Origin of the sequence: Salmonella sp. SJTUF15581 (assembly GCF_043356775.1) — a bacterium.
GTDB lineage: Bacteria > Pseudomonadota > Gammaproteobacteria > Enterobacterales > Enterobacteriaceae > Salmonella > Salmonella enterica.
Genome location: NZ_JBEUJY010000003.1, coordinates 32416 through 47659, shown reverse-complemented (window position 1 = coordinate 47659; position 15244 = coordinate 32416). Strand labels below are relative to the sequence as shown.

Genomic DNA, 15244 nt, shown 5'->3' with positions numbered 1-15244 from the left:
TACCGCGCCTTTGCTCAGAATCCAGACAGTTTTATCCCTCAGCGTCAGAAATAACGCACAAACGGCGTGGGATCGGGGGTACTGATCGTCGTTGACGCTTTGAGCTGCGGCGTGCCGAGATAGAGAAAACCAACAATTTTATCCTGCGGGCGGCACTCAAAGGCTTCCCGCACGATAGCGCTCTCCGTTAATGCGCCGCTACGCCAGATACCATTAAACCCTTGCGCAATCGCCGCCATTTGCATCGCCATCACCGCGCATCCGGCAGACATCTCCTGCTCCCACACTGGAACCTTATGGTTTTCTTCGCATTTCGCCACCACGGTAATGATCAGCGGTGCGCGAAACGGCGCATTACGCGCTTTTTCGATCGCTTTCTCATCGCCCCCGGCAGCGACAGCGCCTTGTTCAAGCACGGCGCTGAAGCGGTCGCGCCCCTCTCCTTCAATCACAAAAAAACGCCACGGCTGTAGAGATTTATGATCGGGAACACGCATTCCCGCCCGCAGAATGTTCTGTAATTGCTCTCCGACAGGCGCCGGTTCTGCGAGACGAGAGGCGCTACGACGGTTGACCAGCAGTTCTAGTGCATCCATTTGATTAACTCCAGCAATGATATTTATTCACAAAATTAACACGGGAGCGGATTTTGTTACAGCGCAGGCAGTGATTCCTGCTGACAACTGCCTGATGGGTCATTACGATAGCCACATCTTAATGCTTTATCCTCACCAAGGTATAAGCGTTGTTACTCAGATAGGGAGAATACATGCGAACCCTGTGGCGATTTATTGCCGGATTTTTTAAATGGACGTGGCGAGTGTTGAACCTCGTCCGTGAAATGGTACTCAACCTGTTCTTTATTTTTTTGGTTCTGGTGGGCGTTGGGATCTGGATGCAGATCGGTAACGGCAGCAACAGTGAGCAAACGGCGCGCGGCGCTCTGCTGCTGGATATTTCCGGCGTCATTGTGGATAAACCGTCCACCAATCACCGTCTGGGCGCGCTGGGTCGCCAGTTATTTGGCGCCAGCTCCGACCGTCTGCAGGAAAACTCCCTGTTTGACATCGTCAACGCTATTCGTCAGGCGAAAGATGACCGTAACATCACGGGTATCGTTCTGGATCTGAAAAACTTCACCGGCGCCGATCAGCCGTCAATGCGCTATATCGGTAAAGCGCTGCGCGAATTCCGCGACAGCGGCAAACCGGTTTTCGCCGTGGGTGAAAACTACAGCCAGGGTCAGTATTACCTCGCCAGTTTCGCCAATAAAATTTGGCTTTCCCCACAGGGTCAGGTAGATCTTCACGGCTTCGCTACGAATGGCCTGTACTACAAAACGCTGCTGGATAAACTGAAAGTCTCTACCCACGTTTTCCGGGTCGGCACCTATAAATCCGCCGTCGAGCCGTTTATCCGCGACGATATGTCGCCCGCCGCCCGCGAGGCCGACAGCCGCTGGATAGGCGAACTGTGGCAGAACTACCTGCATACCGTTTCTGCCAATCGCCAGATTTCGCCGCAACAACTGTTCCCCGGCGCGCAGGCTATTATCGACGGGTTAACCAGCGTGGGCGGCGACACCGCCAAATATGCGCTCGACCATAAACTGGTGGACGCCCTCGCCTCCAGCGCAGATGTTGAAAAAGCGCTGACGAAGCAGTTTGGCTGGAGCAAAACCGAAAATAACTATCGCGCGATCAGCTATTACGATTATTCGCTGAAAACGCCTGCGGATACCGGCGGTACTATTGCGGTTATTTTCGCCAATGGCGCGATTATGGATGGCGAAGAAACGCCAGGGAATGTCGGCGGCGACACTACGGCATCGCAGATCCGCGACGCACGTCTTGATCCTAAAGTGAAAGCGATTGTGCTGCGCGTCAATAGCCCTGGCGGTAGCGTCAACGCCTCCGAAGTTATCCGCGCCGAACTGGCGGCGGCAAGAGCGGCTGGCAAACCGGTGGTGGTCTCAATGGGCGGTATGGCGGCCTCCGGCGGTTACTGGATCTCTACGCCGGCAAACTATATCGTGGCCAGCCCCAGCACGCTGACGGGTTCAATTGGCATCTTCGGCGTCATCAATACGGTAGAAAACAGCCTGTCGTCGATTGGCGTACACAGCGACGGCGTTTCCACCTCGCCGCTGGCGGATATTTCGATGACCAAAGCGCTGTCACCGGAAGTGCAGCAGATGATGCAACTCAGTATTGAGTACGGCTACAAACGCTTTATCACGCTGGTGGCAGACGCGCGTAAGCGTACGCCGGAGCAGATTGACAAAATCGCTCAAGGCCATGTCTGGACCGGAGAAGACGCGAAAGCCAATGGTCTGGTGGACAGTCTCGGCGACTTTGACGACGCCGTCGCCAAAGCGGCGGAGCTGGCGAAACTGAAACAGTGGCATCTTGATTACTATCAGGACGAACCGACTGTCCTTGATATGGTCATGGACAGTATGACCGGATCTGTACGCGCCATGCTGCCGGAGGCCATTCAGGCGATGCTCCCGGCGCCGCTCGTTTCCGCCGCCAACACGGTGAAGGCCGAGGGGGATAAACTGGCGGCATTTAACGATCCGCAAAACCGTTATGCGTTCTGTTTGACTTGCGCGAACGTGCGCTAATGCTTCATCAATAGCCATACCGGATGGCGGCGTCTGCTCATAGCCGCCATCCGATAATCATTAATACGTCCTTCGCGACACGACTGAACATTATCATGCAAAAGAAATCAATTTACGTTGCCTATACCGGCGGTACTATCGGTATGCAGCGCTCAGATAAAGGGTATATCCCGGTGTCCGGGCACCTTCAGCGTCAGCTGGCGCTGATGCCGGAATTCCACCGCCCGGAGATGCCGGATTTTACCATCCATGAATATGCCCCGCTGATGGATTCATCAGATATGACGCCGGAAGACTGGCAGCATATCGCTGAAGATATCAAAGCGCACTACGATGAGTATGACGGTTTTGTTATTCTGCACGGCACCGACACGATGGCGTATACCGCATCGGCGCTCTCTTTCATGCTGGAAAATCTGGGTAAACCAGTTATTGTGACAGGGTCACAAATTCCGCTGGCTGAGCTGCGCTCCGACGGGCAAATTAATTTGCTGAATGCGCTTTATGTCGCCGCCAACTACCCTGTTAATGAAGTAACGCTGTTTTTTAATAATCGTCTGTTCCGCGGCAATCGCACGACCAAAGCACATGCGGATGGTTTTGACGCTTTTGCCTCTCCTAATCTGCCGCCCTTGCTGGAAGCAGGAATTCACATTCGCCGTTTAAATACGCCTCCCGCGCCCTACGGTTCTGGTGAATTAATCGTTCACCCTATTACGCCGCAGCCGATAGGCGTAGTGACGATTTATCCGGGGATTTCCGCCGAGGTAGTACGTAACTTTCTGCGTCAGCCGGTAAAAGCGCTGATTCTGCGCTCTTATGGCGTAGGCAACGCGCCGCAAAATAAAGCGTTTTTACAGGAGCTGAAAGAGGCCAGTTCGCGCGGCATCGTGGTGGTTAACCTGACGCAATGCATGTCAGGGCGAGTCAATATGGGCGGGTACGCTACCGGTAATGCACTGGCGCACGCTGGCGTGATTGGTGGTGCCGATATGACTGTCGAAGCCACCTTAACCAAACTGCATTATTTGTTAAGCCAGGGTCTGGACACTCAGGCGATTCGTAGCGCGATGGCGCAAAACTTGCGTGGTGAATTGACGCCGGATGATTAAAAAATCCCGACGACAAGGAGAAGATAATGACAAACCGGGCCTTATTACTGGTCGACTTGCAAAATGACTTTTGCGCCGGCGGCGCGCTGGCTGTAGCGGAAGGCGACAGCACCATCGACATCGCCAACGCTCTTATTGACTGGTGCCAGCCCCGGCAGATTCCGGTGCTGGCCAGCCAGGACTGGCATCCCGCGCAGCATGGCAGCTTCGCCAGCCAGCATCAGGCGGAACCCTATAGTCAGGGAGAGTTGGACGGGCTGCCGCAAACGCTCTGGCCGGATCACTGCGTTCAACATACCGACGGCGCGGCGTTACATCCCCTGCTTAACCAACATGCGATTGACGCCTGCATCTATAAGGGTGAAAACCCGCTGATTGATAGCTACAGTGCGTTTTTTGACAACGAACATCGGCAGAAAACTACCCTTGATACCTGGCTTCGCGAGCATGACGTTACCGAGCTTATCGTGATGGGGTTGGCGACCGATTACTGCGTAAAATTTACGGTGCTGGATGCGCTAGAGTTGGGCTATACCGTTAACGTTATCACCGATGGCTGTCGCGGCGTGAATATTCACCCGCAGGATAGCGCACACGCGTTTATGGAGATGGCGGCGGCAGGCGCGACGCTGTATACGCTGGCAGACTGGGAAGAGACGCAGGGCCAGGCTGTCGCCAGGTAGCGGAGCAGGTATCGTATCCGGTCACTACATCACGCAACGGTGAGACCATTGCATAGATCTTTGGGCCGGATACGTCACGTCAGCGTCGCTACCAGGCAAAGCTCAACGCAGGCTGGAGAGCGCTTCTAACAAAACAGATTAAAAAGCGCGGGCTGGCTGGCGCAATGTTCTGGGAATAAGGCACCGATGACAATAATCAGTTAGCGACACAGTTGGCGGACTCGCTGGACATTAAGCGTAATGGGTAAAAATATGGCGGGCCTGTGCCTGACAGCAATGTGCAGGCCCGGTAAGCACAACGCATCGGCAATGAAACCGCCGGATGGCGGCTACCTCTTATCTGGCTGCCGTTACTGCATTTTCAATGTCGCAATCGGCTTTGACGTAATACCGAAATCCGCTTTGAGCTGCTGCTTGCTTTTCATCACCATCTGACCGTGAGTATCGATCGTCATATGTTGCGCTTCGGTATTGTGCCGCGCCTGCCATAGCATCACCAGTTGCAGGCTGTTTTCTTTCTGTTCCGGCGTCAACGCCACGCCATCCGGCCATTTACCCAGCTCAACGGCGGTGGATAAACGTTGATACACTTCCGGCGTCATGCTGTTAATGATCTCATCAAGATTCATGATGTGTCCGCTCCTGTGGAATAATTTGCTGAATCGTTTTTTCAGCCTTTCAGTTGATCGCCGTTTTTCTCGTCAGAAAAGGCCAGCGAGGCCGAGTTAACGCAATAGCGCTCACCGGTTGGCTGCGGCCCGTCCGGGAAAACGTGTCCGAGATGCGCATCGCAGTTACCGCAACGAATTTCGACACGCTGCATGCCATGAGAAAAATCGTCTATGTAACGAATCGCCTCTTCGCTGACAGGCTGGTAAAAGCTAGGCCAGCCGCAGCCTGAATCGTATTTGGTGTGGGAGTGAAAAAGCGGCGTATCACAGACCAGGCAGTGATAAACCCCATCGCGTTTATTATGTAGCAGGCGTCCGGTAAATGGCGGTTCTGTGCCACGATCCTGCGTCACATAGAATTGCATTTCGGACAATTTTTTCTTGAGTTCTTCTGCTGAAGGTTGGTTAGCCATTTGCTCACATCTCACTTTAAACGTGCTCACATTGCCTGACCGATTCTAACAAAACATTAACACCTCAGTACCAACTTTTGTTCTAAACTTGATCATTGCGAAATGGCGGCTCACGAATCGTGACTGATGTCACATTATTATCTCGGTTGCCCTTTAAAATTCGGGGCGGCGCCCCCATGTGGTTTCAAGCCGAAAGGAAGAGTGAGGCGAATCAGCCGCGCAAAGGTTGTGCAGAGGATTGATTTGTCGCAATGATTGACACGATTCCGCTTGACGCTGCGTAAGGTTTTTGTAATTTTACAGGCAACCTTTTATTCACTAACAAATAGCTGGTGGAATATATGACTATCAAAGTAGGTATCAACGGTTTTGGCCGTATCGGTCGCATTGTTTTCCGTGCTGCTCAGAAACGTTCTGACATCGAGATCGTTGCAATCAACGACCTGTTAGACGCAGAGTACATGGCATACATGCTGAAATATGACTCCACTCACGGCCGTTTCGACGGTACTGTTGAAGTGAAAGACGGTCATCTGATCGTTAACGGTAAAAAAATCCGTGTTACCGCTGAACGCGATCCGGCTAACCTGAAATGGGACGAAGTTGGTGTTGACGTAGTGGCTGAAGCTACCGGTATCTTCCTGACTGACGAAACCGCGCGTAAACACATCACCGCTGGCGCGAAAAAAGTGGTTCTGACGGGTCCGTCTAAAGACAACACCCCAATGTTTGTTAAAGGCGCTAACTTTGACAAATACGAAGGCCAGGACATCGTTTCCAACGCTTCCTGCACCACCAACTGCCTGGCGCCGCTGGCTAAAGTTATCAACGACAACTTCGGCATCATCGAAGGTCTGATGACTACTGTTCACGCGACTACCGCAACCCAGAAAACCGTTGATGGCCCGTCTCACAAAGACTGGCGCGGCGGCCGCGGCGCATCTCAGAACATCATCCCGTCCTCTACTGGCGCTGCTAAAGCGGTAGGTAAAGTACTGCCGGAACTGAATGGCAAACTGACTGGTATGGCGTTCCGCGTTCCTACTCCGAACGTATCCGTTGTTGACCTGACCGTTCGTCTGGAAAAAGCGGCTACCTACGAGCAGATCAAAGCTGCTGTTAAAGCTGCTGCCGAAGGCGAAATGAAAGGCGTTCTGGGTTACACCGAAGACGACGTTGTATCTACCGATTTCAACGGCGAAGTATGCACTTCCGTGTTCGATGCTAAAGCAGGCATCGCGCTGAACGACAACTTCGTGAAACTGGTCTCCTGGTACGATAACGAAACCGGTTACTCCAACAAAGTACTGGACCTGATTGCTCACATCTCCAAATAAGTTGAGATGACACAGTCATTGGTAAGAGCGACTCAGGTCGCTCTTTTTTTTGCTTAAAGATATACCCGTCATACTTCAAGTTGCAGGTGTGTTGGCTATGCTTTCTCACCCGAATCACTGACGGAAGTCGAACTTATCGGGATGAATCAGGGATGTCCATGTCCCTGGCCGGAGATGACCTACGGTTGTTCAAATTCGTTCCCGATGAATTTGTCGTTCACTTGCCGCGTTACTCGGCCTGCGGCCTCGCCTCTACGGGCCAGCGCAAGCACTGGTCAAGGCACAAGCGCCTTGTCATGCAACTCGAATTATTTAGGGTTAAGAGGATTGCGTAATGATTAATAAAATTTTTGCCCTCCCGGTTATCGAACAGCTTACCCCTGTCCTTTCCCGTCGTCAGCTTGATGACCTGGATCTGATCGTCGTTGACCATCCGCAGGTGAAAGCCTCTTTTGCATTACAGGGCGCGCACCTTCTCTCCTGGAAACCCGTTGGCGAGGAAGAGGTATTGTGGCTCAGTAATAATACGCCTTTCAAAACCGGCGTGGCGCTACGCGGCGGCGTACCGATCTGCTGGCCCTGGTTTGGACCTGCGGCTCAACAGGGTCTGCCGTCACACGGCTTTGCGCGTAATCTTCCGTGGGCGCTAAAAGCGCATAATGAAGATGATAATGGCGTAATGCTGACATTTGAGCTGCAAAGCAGTGAGGTCACCCGGAAATACTGGCCGCACGATTTCACGCTGCTGGCACGTTTTAAAGTGGGTAAAACCTGTGAAATTGAACTGGAAGCGCATGGCGAATTTGCAACCACATCCGCGCTCCACAGCTATTTTAACGTTGGCAACATCGCCAACGTTAAGGTCAGCGGACTCGGCGATCGGTTTATTGATAAAGTTAACGACGCTAAAGAAGATGTCCTGGCCGACGGTATACAAACCTTTCCGGACCGTACCGATCGCGTTTACCTCAATCCTGAAGCATGTAGCGTGATCCACGATGCGACATTAAACCGCACGATTGATGTGGTCCACCACCATCACCTTAACGTCGTAGGCTGGAACCCTGGCCCGGCGTTGTCCGTTAGCATGGGCGACATGCCGGATGACGGCTATAAAACGTTTGTCTGCGTTGAAACGGTTTACGCTACTGCGCCGCAACAAGCCACAGAAGAAAAACCCTCTCGTCTGGCGCAGACTATCTGCGTCGCTAAACGCTAAAAGTGAATGGATAACGGCGTTGCTATAGACTCTGGAAGGCGTCAGCCGCCATCAGGTATGACTTGCCGGATGGCGGCGCTTACACATTTTATCCGGCGTCACACCATATCCAACGCGGTTTTCCCTTTTGGCGCAGGCCAGGCGTTGTCCAGTAAGGCAAGTTCGTTTGCTGACAAGGCGATCTCAAGCGCCGCCGCATTTTGCTTCACGTGTTCTGTACTTCCGGCTTTCGGGATCGCCATCACGCCCGGATGCGCAATCACCCACGTCAGTAAGATTTGCGCCGCCGTAGCGTTATGCGCTTGCGCAATTTCATTCACCACTGGATGATTCAGTAAACCGCTACGTAACCGGCCAGCCTGCGCCAGCGGGCTATAGGCCATCACTGGCATTCGCTGTTGTTGACACCACGGCAATAAATCATACTCAATACCACGTGACGCCAGATGATAGAGCACCTGATTTGTCGCGCATTGCTGTCCCCCAGGAATGCGCCACAGCGCCTGCATATCGTCATAATCAAGATTAGAGACTCCCCAACGGCGAATTTTCCCCTGCGCGATTAGCCGCTCCATACCTTCAACGGTCTCTTCGAATGAAAAGCTTCCGGCCCAGTGCAATAGATAGAGATCGAGATAATCTGTTTTCAGACGACGCAGGCTTTCCTCACAGGCGGCAACTATCTTCTGGCCACCAGCGTTCCACGGGTACACTTTTGACACCAGAAATGCCTCATCGCGTCGCCCTGCTAACGCCTCGCCCACGACCTTTTCCGCCCCGCCGTCGGCATACATTTCCGCCGTATCAATAAGGCGTAACCCCAAATCCAGCCCCGCGCGCAGCGCCGAAACCTCGCGCTGACGTTGATCCGCGCGCTCGCCCATATACCATGTTCCCTGTCCGATGGCAGGAAGCGTCACCTGCCCGCAAAACGTTACGTTTTTCACTGATTTCATTTCCTTTTCAATGTCACTCGACGGTAAAACAATACAGGACTCTTAGCCCCTACGGTAATGTCCGGCATCATACCGCGCAAGGGGGCGATTTTCTTGTCACTGACGAACGTCATCCGCAATCATGTCGACGATGCGGGTAATATGCGCGGCGGGTCGCTGATTCAGTAATAATTGACGCATCACATTCATATAGGGCGTCACATGTTGAAAGAACTCCAGATATCCTTTACAGAGATAATTTTGCCGTTCGCCGCCGTTTATGCAAATTCGATGTTTCGGACAACCGCCGTGACAGGCAAAGCGCCACGTACAGTTCTGGCAGCGTGAGGAAAGGTTTGCTTTAGCCGCGCCAAACTGCTGCTGAAAAGGAGAGGCCGCCATTTCTTCTAAAGAGTGTTGCTGCAGATTGCCCAGTTTATAGGCGGGAAAAACAAAATGGTCACAGCTAAACACGTCGCCATTCTGCTCCACCAGCAAACTTTGTCCGCAGGTCGACTGCATCGTACAAAGCGTGGCGGGCTCCCCCATCCAGACGCCAAGTAAGTTGTCAAAAAGCTGTACGAATATGCGTCCGACATCGTGACGTATCCATTGATCAAAAACATCGCACATAAAGGCGCCCCACCCTTCAGGCGTGACGGAAAAGGGCATCAGCGAAGGCGAATCTTCATTGTCAGATAACGTCAAAGAACGCTGCGCTTTTTGCGCGAGCGGCTCAACAATGGGAATAAATTGCAGGTGTTTACTTTCCAGTTCCTGCGTCAAAAAATGATAAATAGCGTTGCCATGGCGGCATGATGCATCATTCACGACAGTGAGCGTATTGAACTCGACATCATTTGCCTGCAGAAGGCGGATAGCATTAACGACTCGGGAAAAAGACGCCCGCCCTGACGGCGTTCTCCGGTAATTATCATGAACGACTTGCGGCCCATCAATCGATATACCAATCAGGAACTGGTGCTGCGCAAAGAAAGCCGCCCACTCTTCATTGATTAATACGCCATTGGTTTGCAGACTGTTGTAAATAGTTTTGCCGTTGGCATAGCGTTGCTGCAAGCACACCACTTTTTGATAAAAAGAAAGACCGCATAGCGTCGGCTCTCCCCCCTGCCAACAAAACGAGACCTCTGATGATGGCGTATCATCAATTACCCGGCGGATATACGTCTCCAGCACATCGTCAGACATGACGCGCTGGCCCCGGGGTTTATCAAGATAGAAACAGTACTTGCAGGATAAGTTACACAGACTGCCGCTGGGCTTGGCTACGGTATCGAATACTATGCTCATTCGTCTTACTCGCTGTGAAGAATGGGTATAGCATAAGCGGGACGTGACAGGGCGATATCAGCCAGCATTGCAACAATTATTACGCTAATTGTTAGCGCAGTTGTAATCACCTGGATTTTTCATATAAAAGGCTAGTTTTTTAAATTGATGTAACAAAGTATAAATCACATAAGGCTGCGCCATACCCGGTCAACAGCGCATTTATGCAAGCCGTCATGTTCGCGTTTCAGACAGCACAAAGCCCGCATAACGCAGGCTTTGTCGTGGTTTTTCCGGCAAATTCAATCAATCAGAATCTATAGGTCACGCCAGTAGAAAGGATACCGGTCCAGGATTTATCCACCATCGGGCTGTCGGTAATTTCATCCGACAGGCGGGTGTAGCGCGCAGTACCATATACGCTCCAGTTACCGGCGAAATTATAGTTAGCGCTCAGTTCAAGATACGGGTTCCAGCTATCGTTCGGGTTATAGCCGCGCAGGCCGCTACGCGAAGATTCTTTACGTGATACGCCGTAATAGTAATCGTTCTGGTTCTCGCTATTCCATTCAACCCCGATACCTGGCGTTAAGGTCAGCCCGCCATTGGTATACCGATACAGCCAGGCCAGATCCCAGACAATACCGTTACTGTTATCCAACGTATCCCCTGCCAGTGAGGTACGCAGGAATCCATACTGGGTGTGGTGCGCGTAAGAAACGCCCGCCATCATAGTACTTTTACGCCTGTCCAGACGACGCAACTGATGGTCATCGCTGTCGCCCGGTTTGAAGTACATCGGGGACCAGTATGCCATGATTGACAACTTATCGGCATTGTCATTCCACAAGTAGTACCCGCCGCCCAGACCACGGAACCAGAAGTTTTCGCTTTCATAAGCGATGACCGGTATCGGATAAACATCGCTATCGTAATCTTTATAAGGGTGTTCAACCACACCAACGCCTGCGCCCAACGTCAGGTTGCTTTCAGCGTGCGCGACGCTGGCGGATGTTGCAATAAACACGCCAAGAGCCAGAAGTTTAAGTTTGGTCACAATCCATAATTCCTTATTCAAATGTTCTGCGGCAAAAGTGTAACCGCCAATACCTGTAAGCCCAACTATTTTACACAATGTAACCGTTTAATATCACCACCACCGATTATTTTCAGATGATCGGCTGATGATCGTTATGTGACCGGGAACGCTTTTTCTGATATCCACCAGCCTTTTCTACCTGATGAGTTATTGATATGTCATCGAAATCCACTGACGCGTACAGGCAAGTTTTGCAAATGCCATCTACGCTTAATGTTAAGAAGGTGTATCACCGGACACGTTGATCTTCTGACCAATAAAATGGCATGAGAGTTGCTTTTTTTTCTTAGCAGAGACGGCGTTCAGTCTACCTCTTCCGGGAGCCTCTACTATTCATATGAACGGCTCTTAACATGTGCGAAAAAACGAAAGGATGGCATATCATGAATATATTCGATCACTATCGCCAGCGTTACGAAGCTGCCAAGGACGAAGAGTTCACACTGCAGGATTTTCTTACCATTTGTCGGCAAGATCGCAGTGCTTATGCCAACGCGGCAGAGCGGCTATTAATGGCTATCGGCGAGCCTAATATGGTCGACACTGCCCAGGAACCCCGACTTTCCCGACTCTTCTCCAACCGGGTTATTGCTCGCTATCCTGCGTTTGAAGAGTTTTACGGCATGGAAGACGCGATTGAACAGATTGTCTCTTATCTGAAACATGCGGCGCAAGGGCTGGAAGAGAAGAAGCAAATTCTCTATTTGCTGGGACCTGTGGGGGGTGGCAAATCATCGCTCGCTGAACGGCTGAAATCGCTAATGCAGCGCGTGCCAATTTATGTTTTAAGCGCCAACGGCGAGCGTAGTCCGGTCAACGATCATCCGTTATGCCTGTTTAATCCGCAGGAAGACGCGCAGATTCTGGAAAAAGAGTACGGTATTCCGCGCCGCTATCTCGGTACGATTATGTCCCCGTGGGCGGCCAAACGCCTGCATGAGTTTGGCGGCGATATTACTAAATTCCGCGTGGTGAAAGTCTGGCCCTCCATTCTGGAGCAGATTGCCATCGCCAAAACGGAACCCGGCGATGAAAACAACCAGGATATTTCGGCGCTGGTCGGCAAGGTGGATATTCGTAAACTCGAACATCACGCCCAGAACGATCCGGATGCGTATGGTTACTCTGGCGCGCTATGCCGCGCTAACCAGGGGATCATGGAGTTCGTCGAGATGTTTAAAGCGCCTATTAAGGTGCTGCACCCCTTGCTGACCGCAACTCAGGAAGGTAACTACAATGGTACGGAAGGTATTTCCGCCCTGCCCTTTAATGGCATCATACTTGCCCACTCAAACGAATCTGAATGGGTGACTTTCCGTAACAATAAAAATAACGAAGCGTTCCTCGACCGTGTCTATATTGTGAAGGTGCCTTATTGCCTGCGAATCTCCGAAGAGATCAAAATCTACGAGAAACTACTTAATCATAGCGAGCTGGCTCATGCGCCCTGCGCGCCGGGCACATTGGAAACGCTTTCGCGCTTCTCGATTCTTTCCCGCCTGAAAGAGCCGGAAAATTCCAGTATTTACTCGAAAATGCGCGTTTATGACGGTGAAAGCCTGAAAGATACCGACCCCAAAGCTAAATCGTACCAGGAGTATCGCGACTATGCGGGCGTGGATGAAGGGATGAACGGTCTCTCCACCCGATTCGCCTTTAAGATCCTCTCCCGCGTATTCAACTTCGACCATGCGGAAGTGGCGGCAAACCCGGTACATCTGTTCTACGTTCTGGAACAACAAATCGAGCGCGAGCAGTTCCCGCAGGAGCAAGCTGAGCGTTATCTGGAGTTCCTGAAAGGCTACCTGATCCCGAAATACGCCGAATTTATCGGCAAGGAGATCCAGACGGCCTATCTCGAATCTTACTCTGAGTACGGGCAGAACATTTTTGATCGTTACGTGACTTATGCGGATTTCTGGATTCAGGATCAGGAGTATCGCGACCCGGATACCGGTCAACTGTTCGATCGCGAGTCGCTGAACGCCGAACTGGAAAAAATTGAAAAACCAGCGGGTATCAGTAACCCGAAAGATTTCCGTAATGAGATAGTAAACTTTGTCCTGCGCGCCAGAGCCAACAATAGCGGCCGTAATCCAAACTGGACCAGTTACGAGAAGCTGCGCACGGTGATTGAGAAAAAAATGTTCTCTAATACTGAAGAGCTGTTGCCGGTCATTTCTTTTAACGCCAAAACGTCGACTGACGAGCAGAAAAAGCATGACGACTTTGTCGATCGGATGATGGAAAAAGGGTATACCCGTAAGCAGGTTCGTTTGCTGTGCGAGTGGTACCTGCGCGTGCGTAAATCGTCGTGATGTTAATGCCCGGTGGCGCTTGCGCTTACCGGGCCTACAAAGTAATGTTCTGTAGACTGGCTAAGCATTAGCGCTATCCGGCACTGACAGAACAGGCGCTCAGTTGGCAGTACGGGGGGCATATGACCTGGTTCATAGACCGACGTCTTAACGGCAAAAATAAAAGCACGGTGAATCGCCAGCGCTTTTTGCGCCGTTATAAAGCACAAATTAAGCAGTCGATTTCCGAAGCGATTAATAAACGCTCTGTGACCGATGTCGACAGCGGAGAGTCCGTCTCTATTCCAACCGATGATATTAGCGAACCGATGTTTCATCAGGGGCGCGGCGGTCTGCGCCATCGCGTCCATCCGGGTAACGATCACTTTATCCAGAATGATCGCATTGAGCGTCCGCAAGGCGGTGGCGGCGGCGGTTCCGGCAGCGGTCAAGGTCAGGCCAGCCAGGACGGCGAAGGCCAGGATGAGTTTGTTTTTCAGATTTCAAAAGATGAGTATCTGGATTTGCTCTTTGAAGATTTAGCGCTGCCTAATCTGAAGAAAAACCAGCATCGCCAGCTTAACGAGTATAAAACTCACCGCGCCGGTTTCACCTCAAACGGCGTACCGGCCAATATCAGCGTGGTACGTTCGCTACAAAACTCTCTGGCGCGCCGTACAGCAATGACGGCAGGAAAACGCCGCGAACTGCACGCGCTGGAAACGGAACTGGAGACCATCAGCCACAGCGAACCAGCGCAACTGCTTGAAGAGGAGCGGTTACGTCGGGAGATTGCCGAACTACGGGCTAAAATCGAGCGAGTGCCGTTTATCGACACCTTTGATTTACGCTATAAAAATTATGAAAAACGGCCTGAGCCCTCCAGCCAGGCGGTGATGTTCTGTCTGATGGACGTCTCGGGTTCGATGGACCAGGCAACCAAAGATATGGCCAAGCGTTTTTACATTCTGCTTTATCTGTTTTTGAGCCGAACGTATAAGAACGTAGAAGTGGTTTATATCCGCCACCATACCCAGGCGAAGGAAGTGGACGAACATGAGTTCTTTTATTCGCAAGAGACCGGGGGGACGATTGTCTCCAGCGCGCTTAAACTCATGGATGAAGTGGTTAAAGAGCGCTACGACCCGGGGCAATGGAACATCTATGCGGCGCAAGCGTCAGACGGTGATAACTGGGCCGACGATTCACCGCTGTGTCATGAGATTCTGGCGAAAAAGCTGCTGCCGGTAGTGCGCTATTACAGCTATATTGAGATTACCCGCCGCGCCCACCAGACCTTATGGCGCGAGTATGAACATCTACAGGCGACGTTCGATAACTTCGCCATGCAGCATATTCGCGATCAGGAGGATATTTATCCGGTATTCCGCGAATTGTTTCAGAAACAGAGCGCCAATCAAAGTGCATAACCCTAAACCTGCCCGTTGTTATTACGGGCAGGTTTATTAGCAACTTAACGTTCACCCTTCGCGACTGACATCATTATTCGCGTATAGCGTGAATGAAGCTGTTTGGCCTATGTTACAAATTGATTCGTT

The 15244-nt window shown here is 51.7% G+C and carries 13 protein-coding genes; 7 read left to right on the top strand and 6 right to left on the bottom strand.

Features of this window, described 5'->3' with window-relative positions; all coding sequences use genetic code 11:
• Positions 1 to 44: 44 nt before the first annotated feature.
• Positions 45 to 596: an NAD(P)H nitroreductase gene (locus tag ABVN36_RS07070; protein ID WP_000339313.1), complete on the bottom strand. Its 552-nt coding sequence runs from the start codon at positions 594 to 596 to the stop codon at positions 45 to 47.
• A 173-nt stretch (positions 597 to 769) separates the two neighbouring features.
• Here ABVN36_RS07070 and sppA point away from each other — a divergent pair, with 173 nt between their 5' ends.
• The 3 genes from sppA (at position 770) to pncA (ending at position 4421) form a co-directional block, all read left to right on the top strand.
• Positions 770 to 2626: a signal peptide peptidase SppA gene (gene sppA, locus ABVN36_RS07065; RefSeq protein ID WP_001259884.1), complete on the top strand. Its 1857-nt coding sequence runs from the start codon at positions 770 to 772 to the stop codon at positions 2624 to 2626.
• Positions 2627 to 2721: 95 nt separating this feature from the next.
• Positions 2722 to 3738: an asparaginase gene (gene ansA / locus ABVN36_RS07060; protein WP_001170141.1), complete on the top strand. Its 1017-nt coding sequence runs from the start codon at positions 2722 to 2724 to the stop codon at positions 3736 to 3738.
• A gap of 26 nt (positions 3739 to 3764) precedes the next feature.
• The gene (pncA, locus tag ABVN36_RS07055; RefSeq protein WP_023138650.1) at positions 3765 to 4421 is read left to right on the top strand and encodes a bifunctional nicotinamidase/pyrazinamidase; all 657 of its coding nucleotides are present in this window, start codon (positions 3765 to 3767) and stop codon (positions 4419 to 4421) included.
• Positions 4422 to 4771: 350 nt separating this feature from the next.
• Here pncA and ABVN36_RS07050 read toward each other — a convergent pair whose 3' ends face one another.
• Positions 4772 to 5050 carry a YeaC family protein gene (locus ABVN36_RS07050; protein WP_001046864.1) on the bottom strand — a complete coding sequence of 93 codons (279 nt, stop codon included), beginning with the start codon at positions 5048 to 5050 and terminating at the stop codon, positions 4772 to 4774.
• A gap of 41 nt (positions 5051 to 5091) precedes the next feature.
• Positions 5092 to 5505 (bottom strand): peptide-methionine (R)-S-oxide reductase MsrB, encoded by a 414-nt coding sequence (gene msrB / locus ABVN36_RS07045; RefSeq protein ID WP_001519539.1) that lies wholly within the window; start codon positions 5503 to 5505, stop codon positions 5092 to 5094.
• A gap of 341 nt (positions 5506 to 5846) precedes the next feature.
• On the opposite strand from msrB, the gene gapA reads away from it, so the two are divergent.
• On the top strand, positions 5847 to 6842 hold the full coding sequence (gene gapA, locus ABVN36_RS07040) for a glyceraldehyde-3-phosphate dehydrogenase (protein ID WP_000153505.1): 996 nt from the start codon (positions 5847 to 5849) through the stop codon (positions 6840 to 6842).
• A 334-nt stretch (positions 6843 to 7176) separates the two neighbouring features.
• Positions 7177 to 8061, top strand: a complete 885-nt coding sequence (locus ABVN36_RS07035) for a D-hexose-6-phosphate mutarotase (RefSeq protein WP_023138649.1) — start codon at positions 7177 to 7179, stop codon at positions 8059 to 8061.
• A gap of 98 nt (positions 8062 to 8159) precedes the next feature.
• Here ABVN36_RS07035 and ABVN36_RS07030 read toward each other — a convergent pair whose 3' ends face one another.
• The 3 genes from ABVN36_RS07030 to ABVN36_RS07020 all read right to left on the bottom strand — a co-directional run bounded on the left by ABVN36_RS07030 (position 8160) and on the right by ABVN36_RS07020 (position 11346).
• Positions 8160 to 9017: an aldo/keto reductase gene (locus ABVN36_RS07030; protein WP_000843751.1), complete on the bottom strand. Its 858-nt coding sequence runs from the start codon at positions 9015 to 9017 to the stop codon at positions 8160 to 8162.
• 96 nt (positions 9018 to 9113) lie between these two features.
• Positions 9114 to 10310: an anaerobic sulfatase maturase gene (locus ABVN36_RS07025; protein WP_023138648.1), complete on the bottom strand. Its 1197-nt coding sequence runs from the start codon at positions 10308 to 10310 to the stop codon at positions 9114 to 9116.
• Positions 10311 to 10599: 289 nt separating this feature from the next.
• Complete coding sequence (locus ABVN36_RS07020) at positions 10600 to 11346, bottom strand: MipA/OmpV family protein (RefSeq protein ID WP_000163762.1); 747 nt, start codon at positions 11344 to 11346, stop codon at positions 10600 to 10602.
• Between the two features lie 425 nt (positions 11347 to 11771).
• Here ABVN36_RS07020 and yeaG point away from each other — a divergent pair, with 425 nt between their 5' ends.
• Together yeaG and ABVN36_RS07010 are read left to right on the top strand one after the other, a co-directional pair.
• Positions 11772 to 13706 carry a protein kinase YeaG gene (yeaG, locus tag ABVN36_RS07015; protein WP_001518010.1) on the top strand — a complete coding sequence of 645 codons (1935 nt, stop codon included), beginning with the start codon at positions 11772 to 11774 and terminating at the stop codon, positions 13704 to 13706.
• 122 nt (positions 13707 to 13828) lie between these two features.
• A complete protein-coding gene (locus ABVN36_RS07010; protein WP_000219714.1) occupies positions 13829 to 15115 on the top strand; it encodes a YeaH/YhbH family protein in 1287 nt (428 codons plus the stop codon).
• Positions 15116 to 15244: the final 129 nt, after the last annotated feature.

Excerpts from the sequence above, each read along its gene's own strand:
- ABVN36_RS07070 (WP_000339313.1), bottom strand. The coding sequence starts at position 596 with ATGGATGCACTAGAACTGCTGGTCAACCGTCGTAGCGCCTCTCGTCTC.
- sppA (WP_001259884.1), top strand. The coding sequence starts at position 770 with ATGCGAACCCTGTGGCGATTTATTGCCGGATTTTTTAAATGGACGTGG.
- ansA (WP_001170141.1), top strand. The coding sequence starts at position 2,722 with ATGCAAAAGAAATCAATTTACGTTGCCTATACCGGCGGTACTATCGGT.
- pncA (WP_023138650.1), top strand. The coding sequence starts at position 3,765 with ATGACAAACCGGGCCTTATTACTGGTCGACTTGCAAAATGACTTTTGC.
- ABVN36_RS07050 (WP_001046864.1), bottom strand. The coding sequence starts at position 5,050 with ATGAATCTTGATGAGATCATTAACAGCATGACGCCGGAAGTGTATCAA.
- msrB (WP_001519539.1), bottom strand. The coding sequence starts at position 5,505 with ATGGCTAACCAACCTTCAGCAGAAGAACTCAAGAAAAAATTGTCCGAA.
- gapA (WP_000153505.1), top strand. The coding sequence starts at position 5,847 with ATGACTATCAAAGTAGGTATCAACGGTTTTGGCCGTATCGGTCGCATT.
- ABVN36_RS07035 (WP_023138649.1), top strand. The coding sequence starts at position 7,177 with ATGATTAATAAAATTTTTGCCCTCCCGGTTATCGAACAGCTTACCCCT.
- ABVN36_RS07030 (WP_000843751.1), bottom strand. The coding sequence starts at position 9,017 with ATGAAATCAGTGAAAAACGTAACGTTTTGCGGGCAGGTGACGCTTCCT.
- ABVN36_RS07025 (WP_023138648.1), bottom strand. The coding sequence starts at position 10,310 with ATGAGCATAGTATTCGATACCGTAGCCAAGCCCAGCGGCAGTCTGTGT.
- yeaG (WP_001518010.1), top strand. The coding sequence starts at position 11,772 with ATGAATATATTCGATCACTATCGCCAGCGTTACGAAGCTGCCAAGGAC.
- ABVN36_RS07010 (WP_000219714.1), top strand. The coding sequence starts at position 13,829 with ATGACCTGGTTCATAGACCGACGTCTTAACGGCAAAAATAAAAGCACG.